Origin of the sequence: Pseudaestuariivita atlantica (genome assembly GCF_001205715.1) — a bacterium.
GTDB classification, from domain to species: Bacteria; Pseudomonadota; Alphaproteobacteria; order Rhodobacterales; family Rhodobacteraceae; genus Pseudaestuariivita; species Pseudaestuariivita atlantica.
Genome location: NZ_AQQZ01000004.1, coordinates 102,693 through 119,645 on the forward strand (window position 1 = coordinate 102,693; position 16,953 = coordinate 119,645).

The 16,953-nt window shown below is 67.2% G+C and carries 6 protein-coding genes; 4 read left to right on the forward strand and 2 right to left on the reverse strand.

Translation table 11 applies throughout. From position 1 onward, the window contains the following. Nucleotides 1-128: 128 nt before the first annotated feature. The 4 genes from ATO11_RS09935 (at nucleotide 129) to ATO11_RS09950 (ending at nucleotide 13,456) form a co-directional block, all read left to right on the forward strand. Nucleotides 129-6,584, forward strand: coding sequence for a type I polyketide synthase (locus ATO11_RS09935; protein WP_050531091.1), 6,456 nt, complete (start codon nucleotides 129-131; stop codon nucleotides 6,582-6,584). Continuing rightward, nucleotides 6,581-7,567 (forward strand): glycosyltransferase family 2 protein, encoded by a 987-nt coding sequence (locus ATO11_RS09940; protein WP_050530718.1) that lies wholly within the window; start codon nucleotides 6,581-6,583, stop codon nucleotides 7,565-7,567. The genes ATO11_RS09935 and ATO11_RS09940 overlap by 4 nt, the downstream gene beginning before the upstream one ends. Next, a complete protein-coding gene (locus ATO11_RS09945) occupies nucleotides 7,567-11,952 on the forward strand; it encodes a MupA/Atu3671 family FMN-dependent luciferase-like monooxygenase (protein ID WP_050530719.1) in 4,386 nt (1,461 codons plus the stop codon). The genes ATO11_RS09940 and ATO11_RS09945 overlap by 1 nt, the downstream gene beginning before the upstream one ends. Before the next feature lie 187 nt (nucleotides 11,953-12,139). Continuing rightward, nucleotides 12,140-13,456 carry a GumC family protein gene (locus tag ATO11_RS09950; protein WP_050530720.1) on the forward strand — a complete coding sequence of 439 codons (1,317 nt, stop codon included), beginning with the start codon at nucleotides 12,140-12,142 and terminating at the stop codon, nucleotides 13,454-13,456. Between the two features lie 10 nt (nucleotides 13,457-13,466). Here ATO11_RS09950 and ATO11_RS22380 read toward each other — a convergent pair whose 3' ends face one another. Continuing rightward, nucleotides 13,467-14,738: a CpsD/CapB family tyrosine-protein kinase gene (locus ATO11_RS22380; RefSeq protein ID WP_242601398.1), complete on the reverse strand. Its 1,272-nt coding sequence runs from the start codon at nucleotides 14,736-14,738 to the stop codon at nucleotides 13,467-13,469. A gap of 110 nt (nucleotides 14,739-14,848) precedes the next feature. After that, nucleotides 14,849-16,951 (reverse strand): Gfo/Idh/MocA family oxidoreductase, encoded by a 2,103-nt coding sequence (locus ATO11_RS09960; RefSeq protein WP_050530722.1) that lies wholly within the window; start codon nucleotides 16,949-16,951, stop codon nucleotides 14,849-14,851. Nucleotides 16,952-16,953 lie beyond the last annotated feature (2 nt).

Consider the following 16,953-nt stretch of genomic DNA (forward strand, 5'->3'; position numbering starts at 1 on the left):
AAGCGACACTCCATTCGAGCCCATCCTCAAGAAAATAGGGGGAATCGGGGCGGTATCCGGGGAATTTGCCGCAATTATTCCGCATTTCCCCGGTACAGGAATCTGGCATGGCGTCACCGGGACCCTTGATGACTGACATGACGAACCCGACGGACACGTCCGGCGATATTGCGATCGTCGGAATGGCTGCCCACCTGCCCGGTGCGGCAGACATCGCAGCCTATTGGCAGAACCTGCGCGACGGGAGGTCGTCGATCAGGCGACTGAGCGAGGACGCGTTGATCGACGCGGGCGAACCCGCCGCCCTGATCCATCACAAGAACTACGTCCCCTTTGGTGCCCATCTCGACGGGTTCGACATGTTCGATGGCGAGTTCTTTGGCCTGTCCCCCAAGGACAGCGCCATCATGGACCCCCAGCACCGCCAGTTCCTTGAAACCGCGTGGGAGGCGTTGGAAAACGCGGGCCACATGCCCGAGAATTTCGAAGGCGCCATCGGCGTTTTCGCGGGTTGCGGCATGGGCAGCTATTTCTATTTCAACGTCTGTTCGAACCCCGACCTGGTGCAATCGACCGGCATGTTCCTGCTGCGCCATACCGGGAACGACAAGGATTTCCTGTCGACCCGCGTGTCGCACTTCCTCGACATCACCGGGCCGTCGGTGAACGTACAGACCGCCTGCTCCACCTCGCTGGTCGCCGCGCATTACGCCTGTCAGGCGCTCTTGAACGGTGAATGCGACATGGCGCTGGCGGGCGGCGTGACCATCGAGTTCCCGCAAGGGCGCGGCTACCTCTACAAGGAAAACGAGATCCTCTCGCCCGACGGCGAATGCCACGCCTTCGACCACCGCGCGCAAGGTACGGTGTTCGGGTCCGGCGCGGGGACGGTCGTTCTGCGGCGGCTCGAAGACGCCATCGCGGACGGTGACCACATCTGGGCCGTCATCAAGGGATCGGCCGTCAACAACGACGGCGCGGACAAAGCGGGCTACCTTGCCCCGTCCGTGGGTGGCCAGGCCGCCGCCATTGCCGAGGCTCAGGCCATCGCGGGCGTCACCGCCGACACCATCGACTACGTCGAATGCCACGGCACCGGCACCTACCTCGGCGACCCGATCGAGGTCGCCGCACTGACCGAAGCGTTCCGCGAAACGACGGACGAGGCGCAATTCTGCCGCATCGGCTCGGTGAAGACGAACATCGGCCACCTCGACACCGCCGCAGGGGTCGCGTCCCTGATCAAGGCGTCGCTGGGCCTGCATCACCGGCAGATGCCGCCGTCGCTGGGCTACGAGGCCCCGAACCCGTCGATCGATTTCGAAACCTCACCTTTTGCCGTGAACGCCGCGCTGACGGACTGGACCTCGCACAAGGGGCCGCGCCGGGCCGGCGTGAACTCGCTGGGTGTGGGTGGGACGAACGCGCATGTGGTGCTCGAAGAAGCGCCTGAGCGTCCGGCGTCCGACCAATCCGACTGGCCGTTCCAGCTGATCACGATGTCGGCGCGGTCGAAGGCCGCGCTGAAAGACGTGGATGCGACGCTGACGCGATACCTGCGCGAGACAGACGTTGATCTGGCCGATATCGCGTGGACGCTGAAAGAGGGCCGCCGCGCCTTTGAAAAGCGCCGTGTGGTGGTGGCCGAAACCGCTGCCGAGGCCGCCGACCTGCTGGCCAAGGGCGACCAGCGCCGCGTCTTCACGCACACCGCTTTGCCCGATCCCGAAACCGTCTTCATGTTCCCCGGCGGTGGCGCGCAGTTCGCCGGTATGGCGCGTGGGCTTTACGAGACCGAACCCGTCTTCGCCGACTGGATGGATCGCGGGCTTGATATCCTGCAACCCAAGCTCGACTACGACATTCGCGCGCTCTGGCTGCCCGATAGCGAGGCAGCCACGCAAGAGGCTGACGAGCGGCTCAAGACACCCAGCGTGCAACTGCCGCTCATCATGATCACCGAATACGCGCTGGCGCAGCTGTGGATCAGCTGGGGCGTGACCCCCGCCGCGCTGGTCGGTCATTCGATGGGCGAAAACACCGCCGCTTGCCTTGCGGGCGTGATGTCGTTCGAAGACTGCATCGGCCTCGTCCACCTGCGCGGCACCCTGTTCGACACGGTGCCTGCCGGCGGGATGTTGTCGGTCAACCTGCCTGCGGGCGAGTTGCAGGCGTACCTTGGTGATGACCTCGACCTCGCCTCCGTAAACGCGCCCGACCTGTCGGTCGCGTCCGGTCCCGATCACCTGCTCGACGGGTTGGAAAAGACCCTCAGGGCCAAGGATATCGACTGCCAGCGCATCGCCATCGACATCGCCGCGCACAGCCGGATGCTGGAACCGATCCTCGACCGCTTCCGCGCTTACCTCCAGTCGATCCCGCTGAACCCGCCACAGATCCCGTTCGTGTCGAACCGCTCCGGCGCGTTCATCACCGATGACGAGGCGACCGATCCCGATTACTGGGTCGCGCACCTGCGCGGCACCGTGCATTTCGCCGATTGCATCACGACGCTGACGGCCGAGCCGAACCGCGTCTTCCTTGAAGTCGGGCCGGGCAAGGCGCTGTCCTCGCTGACGCGCCAGCACGGGCAGGTGCCGGGGCAGCAGGTTCTCTCCTCCCTCCGCCACCCGCAGGACGACACGCCCGACGACATCTACCACATGACGACGCTGGGCCGCCTGTGGGCGCTGGGCGTCGATTTCGACTGGGGCCAGATCTGGGGCGAGGCGCGTCGCAACCGCGTGCCGCTGCCGACCTACCCGTTCCAGCGCCAGCGCTATTTCATCGAACCCGGCAAGCCGCAGACCGCCCTGCCCGACCTCTTGATGCGCGATGGCACGGTGACCGATTGGGGCTCGACACCCGCGTGGAAACCGGCGCTTGCCGACACGCCGTTCGACATCGAAACAGGGCTGGACGGCATCGACCCCCTGACCTGGCTGATGTTCATGGACGACGCCGGGCTCGCCGACCGCCTGGCGCGGCGTCTGACCGAGGCGGGGCACACCGTGGTCGAGGTGCGGGCGGGCGACAGCTTCCAGCGGGAGACCGACACGTCCTACGTGATCGCGCCGGAACGCGGGCGCGAAAGCTATGACCTTCTGATCCAGGACCTCGTCCAACGCGGCATGGTGCCCGAACGCATCGCGCATTTCTGGCTGGCCACGAATGCCCGGACCTTCCGGCCCGGTTCGTCCTTCTTCCACCGCAATATCGAACAGGGCTTCTATTCGCTGCTGTTCCTCGCCCAGGCGATCGAGGAAGAGGCGCTGCCGAAACCGATCCACCTGACCTGCGTCACGACGGGCGCCGAGCAGGTCCGGGACGAACCCCTGCCCTGCCCCGAAAATGCAACCGCGCAGGGCCCGCTGCGCGTCCTGCCGCGCGAGGCGCCGGGGTTCACCGCGTCCTCGCTCGACATCACCCTGCCCGATCTGCCGCGCAAACGACGCGACCGGGCGGCGTACGACGCGGCACTCGACGCGCTTGAACTGCCGCTGCTCGAAGAACTTCTGGCGAGGCCATCGGCTCGCGTCGCCGCCTTGCGCGGGCCGCGACGGTTCGAACGCGTCTACCGCGCCGCCGATCTGGGCGTGATGGGTGGTCCGCAGATCGCGGACGGCGCAACGGTGATGATCACCGGCGGTTTCGGCGGGATCGGCCTGACCATCGCCGAGGACCTGATCCAGCGCCACGATGCCCGCATCGTCCTGATGTCGCGCAGCCCCCTGCCGGGCCGCGAAGACTGGGCCGACCACCTGCGCGGCCACGGGCCGCAGGACCCGGTCAGCCGCCGCATCCGCGCCATCGAACGGCTCGAAGCCATGGGCGGCGAGGTGCTTGTCTGCGCCGCCGACGTGTCGAACATCGAAGACATCCGCCGCGCCCGCACCGAGGCCGAAGAGCGGTTCGGCCCGGTATCGGGCCTGATCCACGCCGCGGGCGTGATCGATGACGGGCCGCTCCTTGCCAAGTCGCCCGCCGGGATCGAAGAGGTCTTCACACCCAAGATCCACGGCCTGCACGTGATCGAGGAAGCCTTCCCAGACGGATCGCTCGACTGGATGGCGCTGTTCAGTTCGACATCGACGGTGACCGCCCCGGCGGGTCAGGTCGACTACGTCGCCGCCAACGCCTTCCTCAACGCCTATGCCACCTCCCGCCGCGATGACGCGACCCGCGTCGTGGCGATCAACTGGGGCATCTGGAACGAGGTCGGGATGGCGGCGGACGCCGTGGCGACCCGCACCGGCACCGCCCCCAGGGCAGAACCACGGCCCGTCACCGCACCGATGCTCGACACCGCGACCTTCGACGCGGACGGGCACCGCCAATTCGACATGACCTATGACGCGGCGCGCGACTGGTGGGTGGACGAACACCGCACCGGCACGGGCGACGCGCTCCTGGCCGGCACCGGGTACATCGAACTCGCGGCAGAGGCGCTGTCGGCCCACGGCGAAACCGGCCCGTTCGAAATCCGCGATCTGACCTTCCTGCGTCCGCTGCACGTGCCGGATGGCACGCCGAAAGAGGCCCGGTTGCGCCTGAAGCGGCAAAAGGCGGGATACGGGATGGACGTGCAATCCCCCGCCCGGCTGGACGGGCGCACGGGCTGGCAGACCCACGCGCAGGCCACGCTGGCGCTGGTCCCCATGGCCGTCCCCGACCCCATCGACGCGGGCGCGATTCTTGGCCGCTGCCCCACCCGCGAAGATGGCGCATTGCGGTCGCCGCAAGAAGCGCACCTGAAATTCGGGCCGCGCTGGCGCGTCATCACCTCGACCGCCTATGGCACGGGCGAGGGCATCGCGACGCTGCGCCTGCCCGACGCGGCGGCCTCTGACCTGACGGACGGGTTCCTGTTGCACCCCGCGCTTCTGGACCTTGCAACCGGCTGGGCCATGTCGCTGATCGACGGGTACGAGGCGAGCCACCTGTGGGTTCCCGTATCGTACCCGCAGATCCGCGTCTTCCGCCCGCTGCCGCAGGACATCGTCAGCTGGGTCCGCAGCGCGGGCGACAATTCGACAGACGCGCCGGTGGCGCAGTTCGACGTCACCATCGCGGATACCTCCGGCAATGTCTGTGTCGAGGTGCGCGGCTTCACCATCAAGCGGATCGACAGCGTCGCCGCCTTCGGTCAGGCCCCGCGCCTGACCCCGGCGGAACTGGAATTCGATGCCGATCCCGCGAACCAGCCCCTGTCGCCGGCCGAGGAACGCCTCGCCCACAACCTGTCGCAGGGCATCCTGCCGCACGAGGGCGCCGAAGCCTTCCGCCGCGCGCTGGGCACCGGGCTGAGCCAGGTCATCGTCTCCTCGCTCGACCTTGACGCGCTGACGGAACAGACAGCCGCGACCGGGATCACCTCTGACGGCGACGGGCAGAAATTCGACCGCCCCGAACTCGACAGCGATTACGTCGCGCCGGAAACGGATATCGAACGCACGCTGGTCAGCTTCTGGGAAGACCTGCTGGGCGTGTCGAATGTCGGTGTCGAGGACAGCTTCTTCGATCTTGGCGGGCACAGTCTGATCGCGGTGCGCCTGTTTGCCATGGTCAAGAAAGCCTACCGCATCGAATTCCCGATCTCGGTCCTGTTCGAGGCACCCACCATCCGCACCTGCGCCGCGCTGATCGCCGCGCAAACGGGCGACACGGGCACCAGCGCGACACAGGCGGAAACCGGCGACGAAAAACCCGCGCAATTGGCGCGGCGTTATACGCACCTCGTGCCCATGCATGACGGCGAAGGCGGACCGAAGACGCCATTCTTCCTTGTCGCGGGCATGTTCGGCAACGTGCTGAACCTGCGCCACCTCGCCAACCTGATCGGTGCGGACCGGCCCTTCTTTGGCCTGCAGGCGCGCGGCCTTTACGGCGACGAGGCCCCGCACCGCGACCTTGTCACCGCCGCTGCCGACTACATCGCCGAGATGCGCACGGTACAACCCGAAGGCCCCTACCTTCTGGGCGGGTTTTCCGGCGGCGGCATCACCGCGCTGGAAATCGCGCGGCAGCTTGAAGCGGCTGGAGAGACGGTGAGCCTGCTCGCCATGCTCGACACGCCCTTGCCGGTGCGCCGCCCGCTCAAGCCCGTCGACCGCGCGCTCATCTTCGCGCAGGACCTGCGCAAGGGGGGCCTTGCCCACCTTCTGGGATGGCCGCTGCGCCGCATCCGGTGGGAGATCGCGAAACGGACGGGCAACGTGCCCGATGCCGCCCCCGATCACGGGTTCCACAACGCCGCGATCGAAGCCGCCTTCATGGATGCCGTGAACCAGTACCATGTGCGGCCGTGGGACGGGCGGCTCGTGCTGTTCCGCCCACCACTCGTGGGCAAGTGGACCGTTTCGGGCGGGGCGCTCGTCAGTTCCGAACGCGCCTACCTGCTGGATGACAACGACTGGTCACAGCACATCCCCGACGTCACCGTGTTCGAGGTGCCGGGCGACCACGACTCGATGGTGCTGGAACCGAATGTCCGGGTGCTCGCCGCCCGCATGAAGGCCTGCATCGAAGAGGCCGAACACAGCCTCCAGGCCGAACCTCTCTCGCCGCCGAAAGCCGCGGAATGACCCGGCCCGCGCGCCTTCTGACGGTGGTCCTGAACTACCGCACGCCCGACATGACGCTGCGCGCGGTCGAGGCCGCCTTGCGCGAACAGGCCGACCTGCCCGCCGAACTGGTGGTGGTCGATAACGCCTCGGGCGACGGGTCGTTCGAGGCGATCAAGGCGCATGTCGCGGAGAAAGGCTGGCCCGTGCGCGTGATCGCATCCGACCGCAACGGCGGGTTCGGCGCGGGCAACAACGTGGGCATCCGCGCGGGCCTGTCGGACGGCAGCGCGCCCGATTACGTCTATATCCTGAACTCCGATGCCTTTCCCGATCCGGGTTCCATCCGCCGCCTCTACGACACGCTCGAAGGCGACAGGACGCTCGGCTTCGCCGGCAGCTATATCCACGGGCCCGACGGCGACCCGCATGTGACCGCCTTCCGCTTCCCGTCGGTCGCGGGCGAGCTGGAAGGCGCAGCCCGCTTCGGCCCCATCAGCCGCATCTTCGCCCATCGCCGCGTGCCGATGGACCTGCCCGACACCACCGCCCCGGTCGACTGGCTGGCAGGCGCGTCGCTGATGATGCGGCAAAGCGTGCTGGACGAGATCGGCCTCTTCGACGAGACGTTCTTCCTTTATTTCGAGGAAACCGACCTCTGCCTGCGCGCCGCCCGCGCGGGGTGGCCCACGGTCTACGTGCGCGACAGCGAGGTCACGCATATCGGATCGGTGTCCACCGGCATGAAAGGCTGGACCCGCACGCCGCCTTACTGGTTCGCGTCCCGCTGGCACTACTTCACCAAGAACCACGGCACCGCCTACGCGGTCATGGCCACGCTGGCGCATGTCGCGGGCGGCCTTCTGTGGCGCGCGCGGCGCGTGATCCAGCGCAAGCCGCCCGCCGATCCTCCCCGTTTCCTGCGCGACCTGATCGCGCATGATCTGTCGGCGCTGATGCCCATCCGCCGCCCCGCCCCGTCCTTGCAAAAGGGAGACGCCTGATGCCCACCGCGATCTTTATCGGCGACGAATCTCTGCTGATCCAATGCGCGTCCCAGTGGACCGATGCCGGCCACGCCATTACCGCCATCGTCACCGCCTCGGACTCCGTGCGTGACTGGGCGGCAGGCACCGGCCTGACGGTCGAGGCTCCCGGCAGCGACCTGGCCGACCGGCTTCCGCAATCGGACTGGCTGTTCTCCATCGCCAACCTGCGGCTTCTGCCGGACACGGTCCTCGCCCGCGCGACGGGTGCCATCAACTTCCACGACGGCCCACTGCCGCGCTACGCGGGCCTGAACGCACCCGTCTGGGCGCTGCTGAACGGCGAAGGGCAGCACGGCATCACGTGGCACCACATCACCACGGGCGTCGATGCGGGCAACATCGTCGCGCAAGAGATGTTCGACATCTCCTCCACCGACACCGCCCTGACCCTGAACACCAAGGCATACGAGGCCGCCTTGACCTCCTTCCCCCGCGTGATCGCCGCGATCGCGTCGGGCGACACCACCGGTACGCCGCAGGATTTCGACCAGCGCACGGTCTATTCCCGCGATGCCCGCCCCGATGCGGGCGGCCTGCTGGACCCCCGGCTTGATGCGGCGGTTCTCGAACGTACCGTCCGCGCGCTGGACCACGGCGCGTACCGCAATCCGCTCACCACCGCGAAACTCGACATCGCGGGTCAGGTCGTCACGATCACCAAGGCATCGGTCACCACCTCCGACGCCGTCCCCGGCACGATCCTGTCCACCGATCCCCTGCGCATCGCCTGCGGCAAGGACGCGCTGGAGATTGGCGAGGCCGTCCATCAGGACGGACGAGCGGCCCGTTTCGACCACCTGACCGTCGGTCAGGTCATCGACCTGCCCACCCCCGACATGCGCGACACGCTGACCCGCGCCTATGCACAGGCCGCCGCTCAGGACGCCCGCTGGGCCAACGCGCTGACACATGCCGATCCCGTGACCCTGACCGCCGATACCGGTACCTCGGGCGGCGAGATCCGCCAGCACCCGCTGACCCTGCCCGGCGATCCCGCCACGCTGGCCCTGACGCTGGCCGATACCGGCACGACGCTGGCACATGCGGCACAAGGCCTCGACGGTCACATCTCGCACTGGACACCGGAACCGAATGACGGCGTAGCCTTCGCCCAGGACATTGCCCTGCGCCATCCCGGCCTTGCCTTGACCACGCCCGCCATCGGGCTTGGCACCGGCACCCACATCCCCGGCACCGCGCTGACCATCCATGCCGATCAAGTCACCTATGACAGCGCCCGCCTGTCCGACCGCGATGCCGAACGTCTTGCCCAGCGCCTGTCGAACGGCGGCACCATGTCCGACACCGAGCGCGCCGAGGTTCTGACCCTCTGGAACGACACCGCCGCGCCCGTCACGCCCGCCTGCATCCATGACTTGATCGCCGAACAGGTCGCGCGCACACCCGACGCAACCGCGCTCGTCTCGGGCGCGACCGCGCTCAGCTATGCTGACCTCGACGCCCGCGCCAACCGCGCCGCGCATGTGCTGCGCCAGATGGGCGTCGGCCCCGACACGCTGGTCGGTCTGCACACCCGCCGCAATCCGCACCTTGTCGTCGCGGCGCTGGCGATCTTCAAGGCGGGCGGCGCCTACGTGCCGCTCGACCCCGACTATCCCGCCGACCGCGTCGCGCTCTATATCGAGGACAGCGGCGCGCCCGTCATCGTCACCACGTCCGACCTCGCGCCCGACCTGCCGCCGCACAACGCGCAGGTGCTGGAACTCGACACCGACCCGCGCCTTGCCTCGCAACCCGACACCGCGCCCGACAGCGGCGTGACGCCCGACAACCTCGCCTACCTCATCTACACCTCCGGCTCGACCGGGCGGCCCAAGGGCGTGATGGTCGAACATCGCAACGTGGCGAACTTCTTTGCCGGCATGGACGACCGCCTGCACCACGACGACGGCGGCACGTGGCTGGCCGTCACGTCGCTGTCGTTCGACATCTCGGTGCTCGAGCTTTTCTATACCCTTGCCCGCGGCTTCAAGGTGGTGCTGTCAGGCGACGACAACCGCGCGATGATCTCGTCCGGGCGGCTTGGCACCACAGGCCGCGGCATGGACTTTTCCATCTTCTACTGGGGCAACGATGACGGCGTCGGCCCCAAGAAATACGAACTCCTGCTCGAAGGCGCGAGATTCGCCGACCAGAACGGGTTCAAAGCCATCTGGACGCCCGAACGGCACTTCCACGCCTTCGGTGGCCCCTACCCCAACCCGTCCGTGACCGGTGCCGCCGTCGCCGCCGTGACCGAGAACCTCGCCATCCGCGCCGGATCCTGCGTCGCGCCGCTGCACCACCCGGCCCGGATTGCCGAGGAATGGGCTGTCATCGACAATCTCACCAACGGCCGCGTGGGCCTCGCCATCGCCTCGGGCTGGCAACCCGACGATTTCGTCCTGCGCCCCGAAAACACGCCGCCGGCGAACAAGCCCGCGATGCTCGACAGCATCCACACCCTGCGCAAGCTGTGGGCCGGTGAGGCGGTCGAGTTCCCCAAGGCCGACGGTACGCCCCACGCGGTCGTCACCCAGCCCCGCCCGGTGTCGAAAACGCTGCCCATCTGGGTCACCACCGCTGGCAACCCGCAAACGTGGAAGGACGCCGGTGAGATCGGCGCGAACGTCCTGACACACCTGCTGGGCCAGTCGGTCGACGAGGTCGCCGACAAGATCAAGATCTACCACCAGGCGCTCCGCGACAACGGCCACGACCCCGCCGATCACAGCGTCACCCTGATGCTTCACACCTTCCTTGCCGACACGCGCGAGGAAGCCCGCGAGATCGCGCGCGAACCGATGAAGGACTATCTCCGCTCCGCCGCCGCGCTAATCAAGGCCTACGCCTGGGCCTTCCCTGCCTTCAAACGGCCCGAGAACGCCAAGAACCCGATGGACATCGACCTGGGCGGCGTCAGCGAAGAGGACATGGAAGGCATCCTCGACTTCGCCTTCACCCGCTATTTCGAGGATTCGGGCCTCTTCGGCACCATCGACGACGCCACCGCGCGGGTCGAGCAGCTGAAGCGCATCGGCGTGACCGAGGTTGCCTGCCTGATCGACTATGGCATCCCGGTGCCGCAGGTGCTGGACGGTCTGAAACCGCTGGCCGACGTGGTGCAGATGGCCAACGTGGGCAACCGCATCCCCGAGGATGACTTCTCCATCGCCGCGCAACTCCTCCGCCACGAGGTCACGCACCTGCAATGCACCCCCTCGATGGCCCGCATGATCGCGGCGGATGACGAGGCGCGGTTCGCGCTGAAGGGCGTCAAACACCTGATGATCGGGGGGGAGGCCCTGCCCGGTGCGCTGGTCGACGACCTGAACGCCGCGACCGACGCAACGATCGAAAACATGTACGGCCCGACCGAGACGACGATCTGGTCCTCGACCGAAACCGCGCAGGCGGGTGAGGCGGTCGTCAACATCGGCACCCCGCTGAAGAACCAGCGCATGTACGTGCTGGACGACGACCAGCAGCCCGTTCCCGTCGGCACCCCCGGCGAGCTTTACATCGCGGGCGATGGCGTCGCGCGCGGCTATTTCCAGCGCGACGACCTGACCGCCGACCGCTTCCTGCCCGACCCGTTCCACGGCGGACGGATGTACCGCACCGGAGACCTCGTCCGCTGGCGCGGCGACGGGCATATCGAATTCATCGGGCGTGCCGATTTCCAGCTGAAACTGCGCGGCTACCGCATCGAACTGGGCGAGATCGAGTCCCGGATGGAGGCGGTGCCAGGCGTCACGCAAGCCACCGTCGTCGCACGCGAGGACACGCCGGGCGACATCCGGCTGGTCGGCTATCACACCGGCACGGCCACCGACGACGCGCTGAAATCGGGCCTGTCGGCCCTGCCCGATTACATGATGCCGTCGACCTTTGTCCGGCTAGACGCCTTCCCGCTGACCCCGAACAAGAAGGTGGACCGCAAGGCGCTGCCCTCCCCGGACCAGACCACCGAAACCGTCAGGCCGCGCCTTGCCTCGGCCCCGCCGACCACCGGCATCGAACGCCAGATCGCGCAGGTCTGGGAGGATGTTCTGGGCGTCCAGGGCATTGGACCCAAGGACAATTTCTTCGAACTCGGCGGCCATTCCCTGCTGGCGGTGCAGGCGCATCGTGAAATCAAGGCGCGCCTGAACCTGCCGTCGCTCAGCATCACCGACATCTTCCGCTTCCCCACCCTCGGCGGGCTGGCGGGCCGGATCGGGCAGGATGCGGCACCCGCGCCGGAACAGGGTGCGCACCCGCCCGCCAATGCCCGCGCCGCGGCGCGAGGCGACATGATGGCCCGACGACGCGCCATGCGTGCAAGACGACGGGCCTAGACCCACGCGGGGCACACCAAGCCCCTGAAATGTGGCAGGGATTTCCACCGGGGAAACGCGCTGTTTCTCGGCGAAACACCGCTAAAAGATGGAAAAATTGCGGCAAATCGCTTAAATCTTGTCACGATTTGGGCAACCCTGCGGTTTCCGAATCGATGCGCATTGGGGGCCCTTTGCGGAGAACGACATGAACCAGATCGGGTCAGTCACCGAAGCACTCTCGATGTTGCGCCGCCGCTGGTGGGTGATCGCGCTCGTCTTCGTCGTCGGTTGCGCGGTTGCGCTCAACTTCGCCCTGAACAGCCCCAAGATCTACGAGGCCACGGCGGTCATCCAGCTGGAAAGCCCGCAGATCGCCGAGCCGACCTCGACAACGCAGCGCACGGATGCGGCGCACCAGTTGCGCCTGATCGAACAACGCCTGATGGCGCGCGACAACCTGATCCGCATCATCGACAAGTATGACCTGTTCCCGGAACCGGCGGACCTGTCGATCGGTGACAAGGTCTATCGCCTGCGCATCTCGGCCTCGCTGACGCAGATCACCAACGCCGCGCAAAGCTTCCAGCCGACGATCACGCCCTCGGGCCTGATCATCACCGTGAAGCTGGACGACGCCCAGCTTGCCGCCGACGTCGCCAACGAATTCCTTGGCCAGGTTGTGGAATTCGGCAAGACGCGCGGCGAGGTCCGCGCGCGCGAGGCGGTGGCCTTCTTCCAGCGAGAAGACGCCCGCATCAACGACGAAATCCTCGCGCTGGAATCGCGCATCGCCGATTTCAAGCAGGCCAATGCCGACAGCCTGCCGTCGGGCATCGCGTCGCAACGCGACCGGCTGGCGACGCTGAAGGAAACCGAACTCGACATCGACCGCCAGATCGTCGAACTGCAATCGAACAGCTCCCGCGTGCGCGAGGCGGAACTGAATCGCCAGGTCACGCTGCTGGAAGACCAGAAACGCCTGATCATGGAGCGGGTCGAGCAGATCGAAACGGCGATCGCCAACGGTCCGGGCGTCGAGAAGGAATTGAACGCGCTGTTGCGGCAGCAGACCCAGTATCAAGAGCAATACAGCGTCATCACCCGGCGCAAGGCGGATGCCGAGATGGCGCAGGCCCTGTCCGACCAGCAACAGACCGAACGGTTCGAAGTGCTGGAAACCGCGCTTGTGCCCGAGAACCCGGTGTCGCGGTCCCGCAAGCAGACGGCGCTAATGGGTGCGGTCGCATCGCTGATCGCGGCGGTGGGGCTGGCGTTCCTGCTCGAAGTGCTCAACCCCGTAATCCGCACGTCGGCTCAGTTGGAAAAGCAGCTGGACGTGCAGCCCGTGATCTCGGTCCCGGTGATCAAGTCGCACAATCCGCGACGGCTAAGCCTGACATGGCTGTTGCTGGCGCTTGGCGCGGGGCTGGGAATCGCCGTCGCTGCGGGCCGGATGCTTCAGGACAAGCTGTCGGGGCTGGTCGGCATGGTTGCCGGACGCGGCATGCGCACCGATCCCTGACCGGCCTGCCCTAGTAGCTGTAGGATGAAACGGTCGGCCCTTCGGCCTTGTTCATGATGACGCCCAGAAGCGGGGTCGAGTCACCCAGACGGCGTTCGACTTCCTTCACTTCGCTCGCTTTCGTGATGCCGCCACCGATCACCAGCAAAACGCCGTCGATATGCGGGCGGAAGGCCATCACGTCATCGTGGAACAGCGCCGGAGGCAGGTCGTACAGCACCACGTCCGGGCGCAGCGTGTCGTGCATCCGCTTCAGCACCGCGCCGGTTTCGGGCAGTTGCAGAAGCTCTGACGCGTAGCCTTCGGGGATGCCGTTCAGGCCCACCGCGATGTTGCGCCCGATGCTCAGCCCGGCATCGCCAAGGCGGACGAAATAATCCTCGGCCTGCGTGTGGCCGCGCAGGAAATCACCCATGCTGCCGGGATCCGACGCGCCCAGCACCTTGGCCAGCGACGGGGCGCGCAGGTCCATGTCCATCAGCAGCGTCCGGCAGGCTTCCTGCCGGCTGAGGCTCATGGCGAGGTTCGCGGCGATGAACGTCTTGCCGCAATCCTTGGTGGGCGAGGTGATCGCCACCCGCGTCCATCCGTTTTCCGACAGCGCCTGCAAAAGCCGCGTGCGCAACACGTCGAACGCCGTATGCGCCGGGTCCCGCCGCGTGGCCGAGATGATGCGGTTGCGTTCGAGATGCACCGCCGACAGCGACATGGTGGGAAGCTTGTGCCAGATGTCGCCCGGTGCCGGTTGCCCGGTCCGGACACGCGGAACCGTCTGCGGTTCCGGCGGCAGCGGGTCGGTCTGCGCCACCTTGTCCTTGAACTCGGGCAGTTTCAGCGCGGGCTCTTCGTCCTGCGGGCCGGGTGCCGGGTGCGGCACGTCCTGCGGGGTCAGGATCAGCGGCGGCGTGACATCGGTGCGCGCATTGGCAGGCAGCACGACCGGCGCCTGCGCCGGCTTGGGTCGCGGCGGAGACTTGATCTCGCTGACCACGACGCGACGCCGGGGCGTTGCGGGGGCCTGCGGCGTGGCACTCGATTGCGGCGTGGCCGTGGTCGACTGTCTGGTTTCGGTCCGGCGCGACGACGAGTCCGACTTGGTCGAACTCGATTTCGACTTGGATTTCGACCGCGACTTCGACTTGGACCGGGATTTCGATTTCTCGGGCTTGGGCGTGGGTTGGGGCGCCTCGGCACGGGCCGTCGGACGCACCTTGGGCGCGGCAGGCGAAGGCTCTGCCGTGCGACCCCGAAGGGAGCGTGTGAATTTCTGGCGCTCGCTCATTCGTATGCCCTTCTTCGGCGCACAGATTCTGCACGCCGCCCGCCTATGTTATACTCCAGAATTTCGGGCGAAATTAAGCCGAATGTCGGGTGATTGGCGGTCGCAATCGATCAAAATCCCAACAGGTTTGCCTCATTGATCGCGATACGGGCAAACTCCGCGCGGTCCGCGACCGGCTGCCATCCCAGCAATTTCTTGGGCTTGGCATTGTCGAAGGGGGAGAAATGCGCGCGGCTTTGCCAGTCGCGGCGGCTGGCCTTCAGCGCATCCGCCCGACCCAGCGCATGCCGCTTCAGCACGTATTTCACCCGCTCCGCCGCGAAAAGCGCCGTCAGGTTGCCGGGCCGGACCGTGATTCGCGCGCCCAGCTGGCGGTGGATTTCGTCGAAATAGTCCCGCGCCGTCCACATCGGATCGCCGACAAGGTTGAACGACTCGCCCAGCGATGCCTCGTCCGATCCCATGCGGATCAGCCCGTCGGCCACGTCGTCGTTCAGGACGAAGGGCAGGATGTTGCGCCCGTGACCCCAGATGCGCACCGCACCGGCGCCATGCCAGCGCCCGATGCCCCAGTGTTGCAGCGGGCCACCGCGCCCGACCACGATACCGGGCCGCGCGATGGTCAGCGGCAGGTCACCCGCCGCGAACATCCGCATCAGCCGCCGTTCGCATTCCGCCTTCGACCGCGCGTACATGTTGCGGTCGGTCATGTCCTCGGCAAATCCCGTATCCTCGGTGATCGTGACCGCCGGGTCGGACATGTCATAGCTGGCGATGGTGCCGGTGAAGACGAACCTCTCGACCCCCGCCGCCTGCGCGGCACGCGCGATCGTGTCCGACACGCCAACGTCATTGGCCAGCGCCGCCTCCCACGTCCGTTCCAGCGACCGGGCGAGGTTGTAGACGACCTGCGTGCCTTGCATCGCCTCGGTCAGCGCGGCCTCGTCCCGCAGGGAGACGGCAACCGTTTCCACCTGGTCAGGCAGGTCGGCGAAGGGCCCGCGCGTTCCACGGCTGAGGACGCGCACATCGGTCCCGCTTGCGGCCAGTGCCCGCGTCAGCGCCTGCCCGATGAACCCCGTGCCGCCGATCACCACCGCCGAAGGCTTCGGCGCTCGGCTGGCCTTGGGCGGCACGAAAGGCGTCGCCAACTCCGCTGGCAATCGGTCCAGCGTCGCATCGAGCGCCGTCATCACCGACAAAGCCGTTGCGCCCGAGAACCGCGCATCGAGGGGACGGCCCTCGCGGATGGCGGCATAGAATTCTTCTGCCAACCCCCGGAAGCTGACGCCATAGGCCGATTTCCGGTTGAGCGACGCGGTCTGTCGTACCACGTTCACCCCGCCTTCGCGCAGATGCTGCCACGCCGCGCCCATTTCCCGCAGGAAGGGGTTCACGATCAGGTCGGCGGCGTTTTCACGGCCAAAGGTCAGGACGTCATTCGCGTAATCATACCGCGCCATGCCGCCCGATCCCGTCAGGGTCAGCGAGCGGTCGTCGTAGGTTTCGACCAGCGACAGGGTTAACGTCACATCCACCCCGCCCGCGCGCGCAAGGATGCGCCATGTCTGCGGGCGCCAGCTGTCGCCGGGAATGTCGACCGGGTTCGAGATGTCGAGATGCAGCACCTCGACCTCGCCGAACAGGTCAACGGCGAACCCGTAGAGGTGCGGGCCCAGCTCCAGCAGCAGATTGCGGGGCTCGCGCATCAGCCAGATGCCGTAAGGCCCGGCACGCAGGGGGCCCAGCGGGAAACACCAGCGGATATCGGCCTGCGCGACGCGCCCGATCTTCCCCCTGGCCAGCGCGGCCTTCAGCCGCCGGTATCCCGGCGTGCCCATGAAGTTGTGACCGGCGGCGAAAAGCTTCCCCGACGCGTCTGACGCCGCCACGATATCCGCCGTCTCTGCCGCCGACACGGCCACCGGCTTTTCCACCAGCACGTGCAGCCCGGCTTCAAGACATTCCACCGCGATGTCGCGGTGCACCTGCGGCGGGGTCGTGATGTGCACGGCATCCACCCGACCGCTGGCCGCCATGTCCTCGACCGACCCGAACGCCTCCACCCCGTAGGTCGCGGCAAAGCCCTGTGCGGCCTCGGGCGACGCGTCACAGACGGCGACAAGATCGACGCCCGGCGTCGCCCTGATCGCGCCCGCGTGCCAGTCGGCGATGTAACCTGCGCCGATCACGGCGCTGCGGATGGGGGACATGG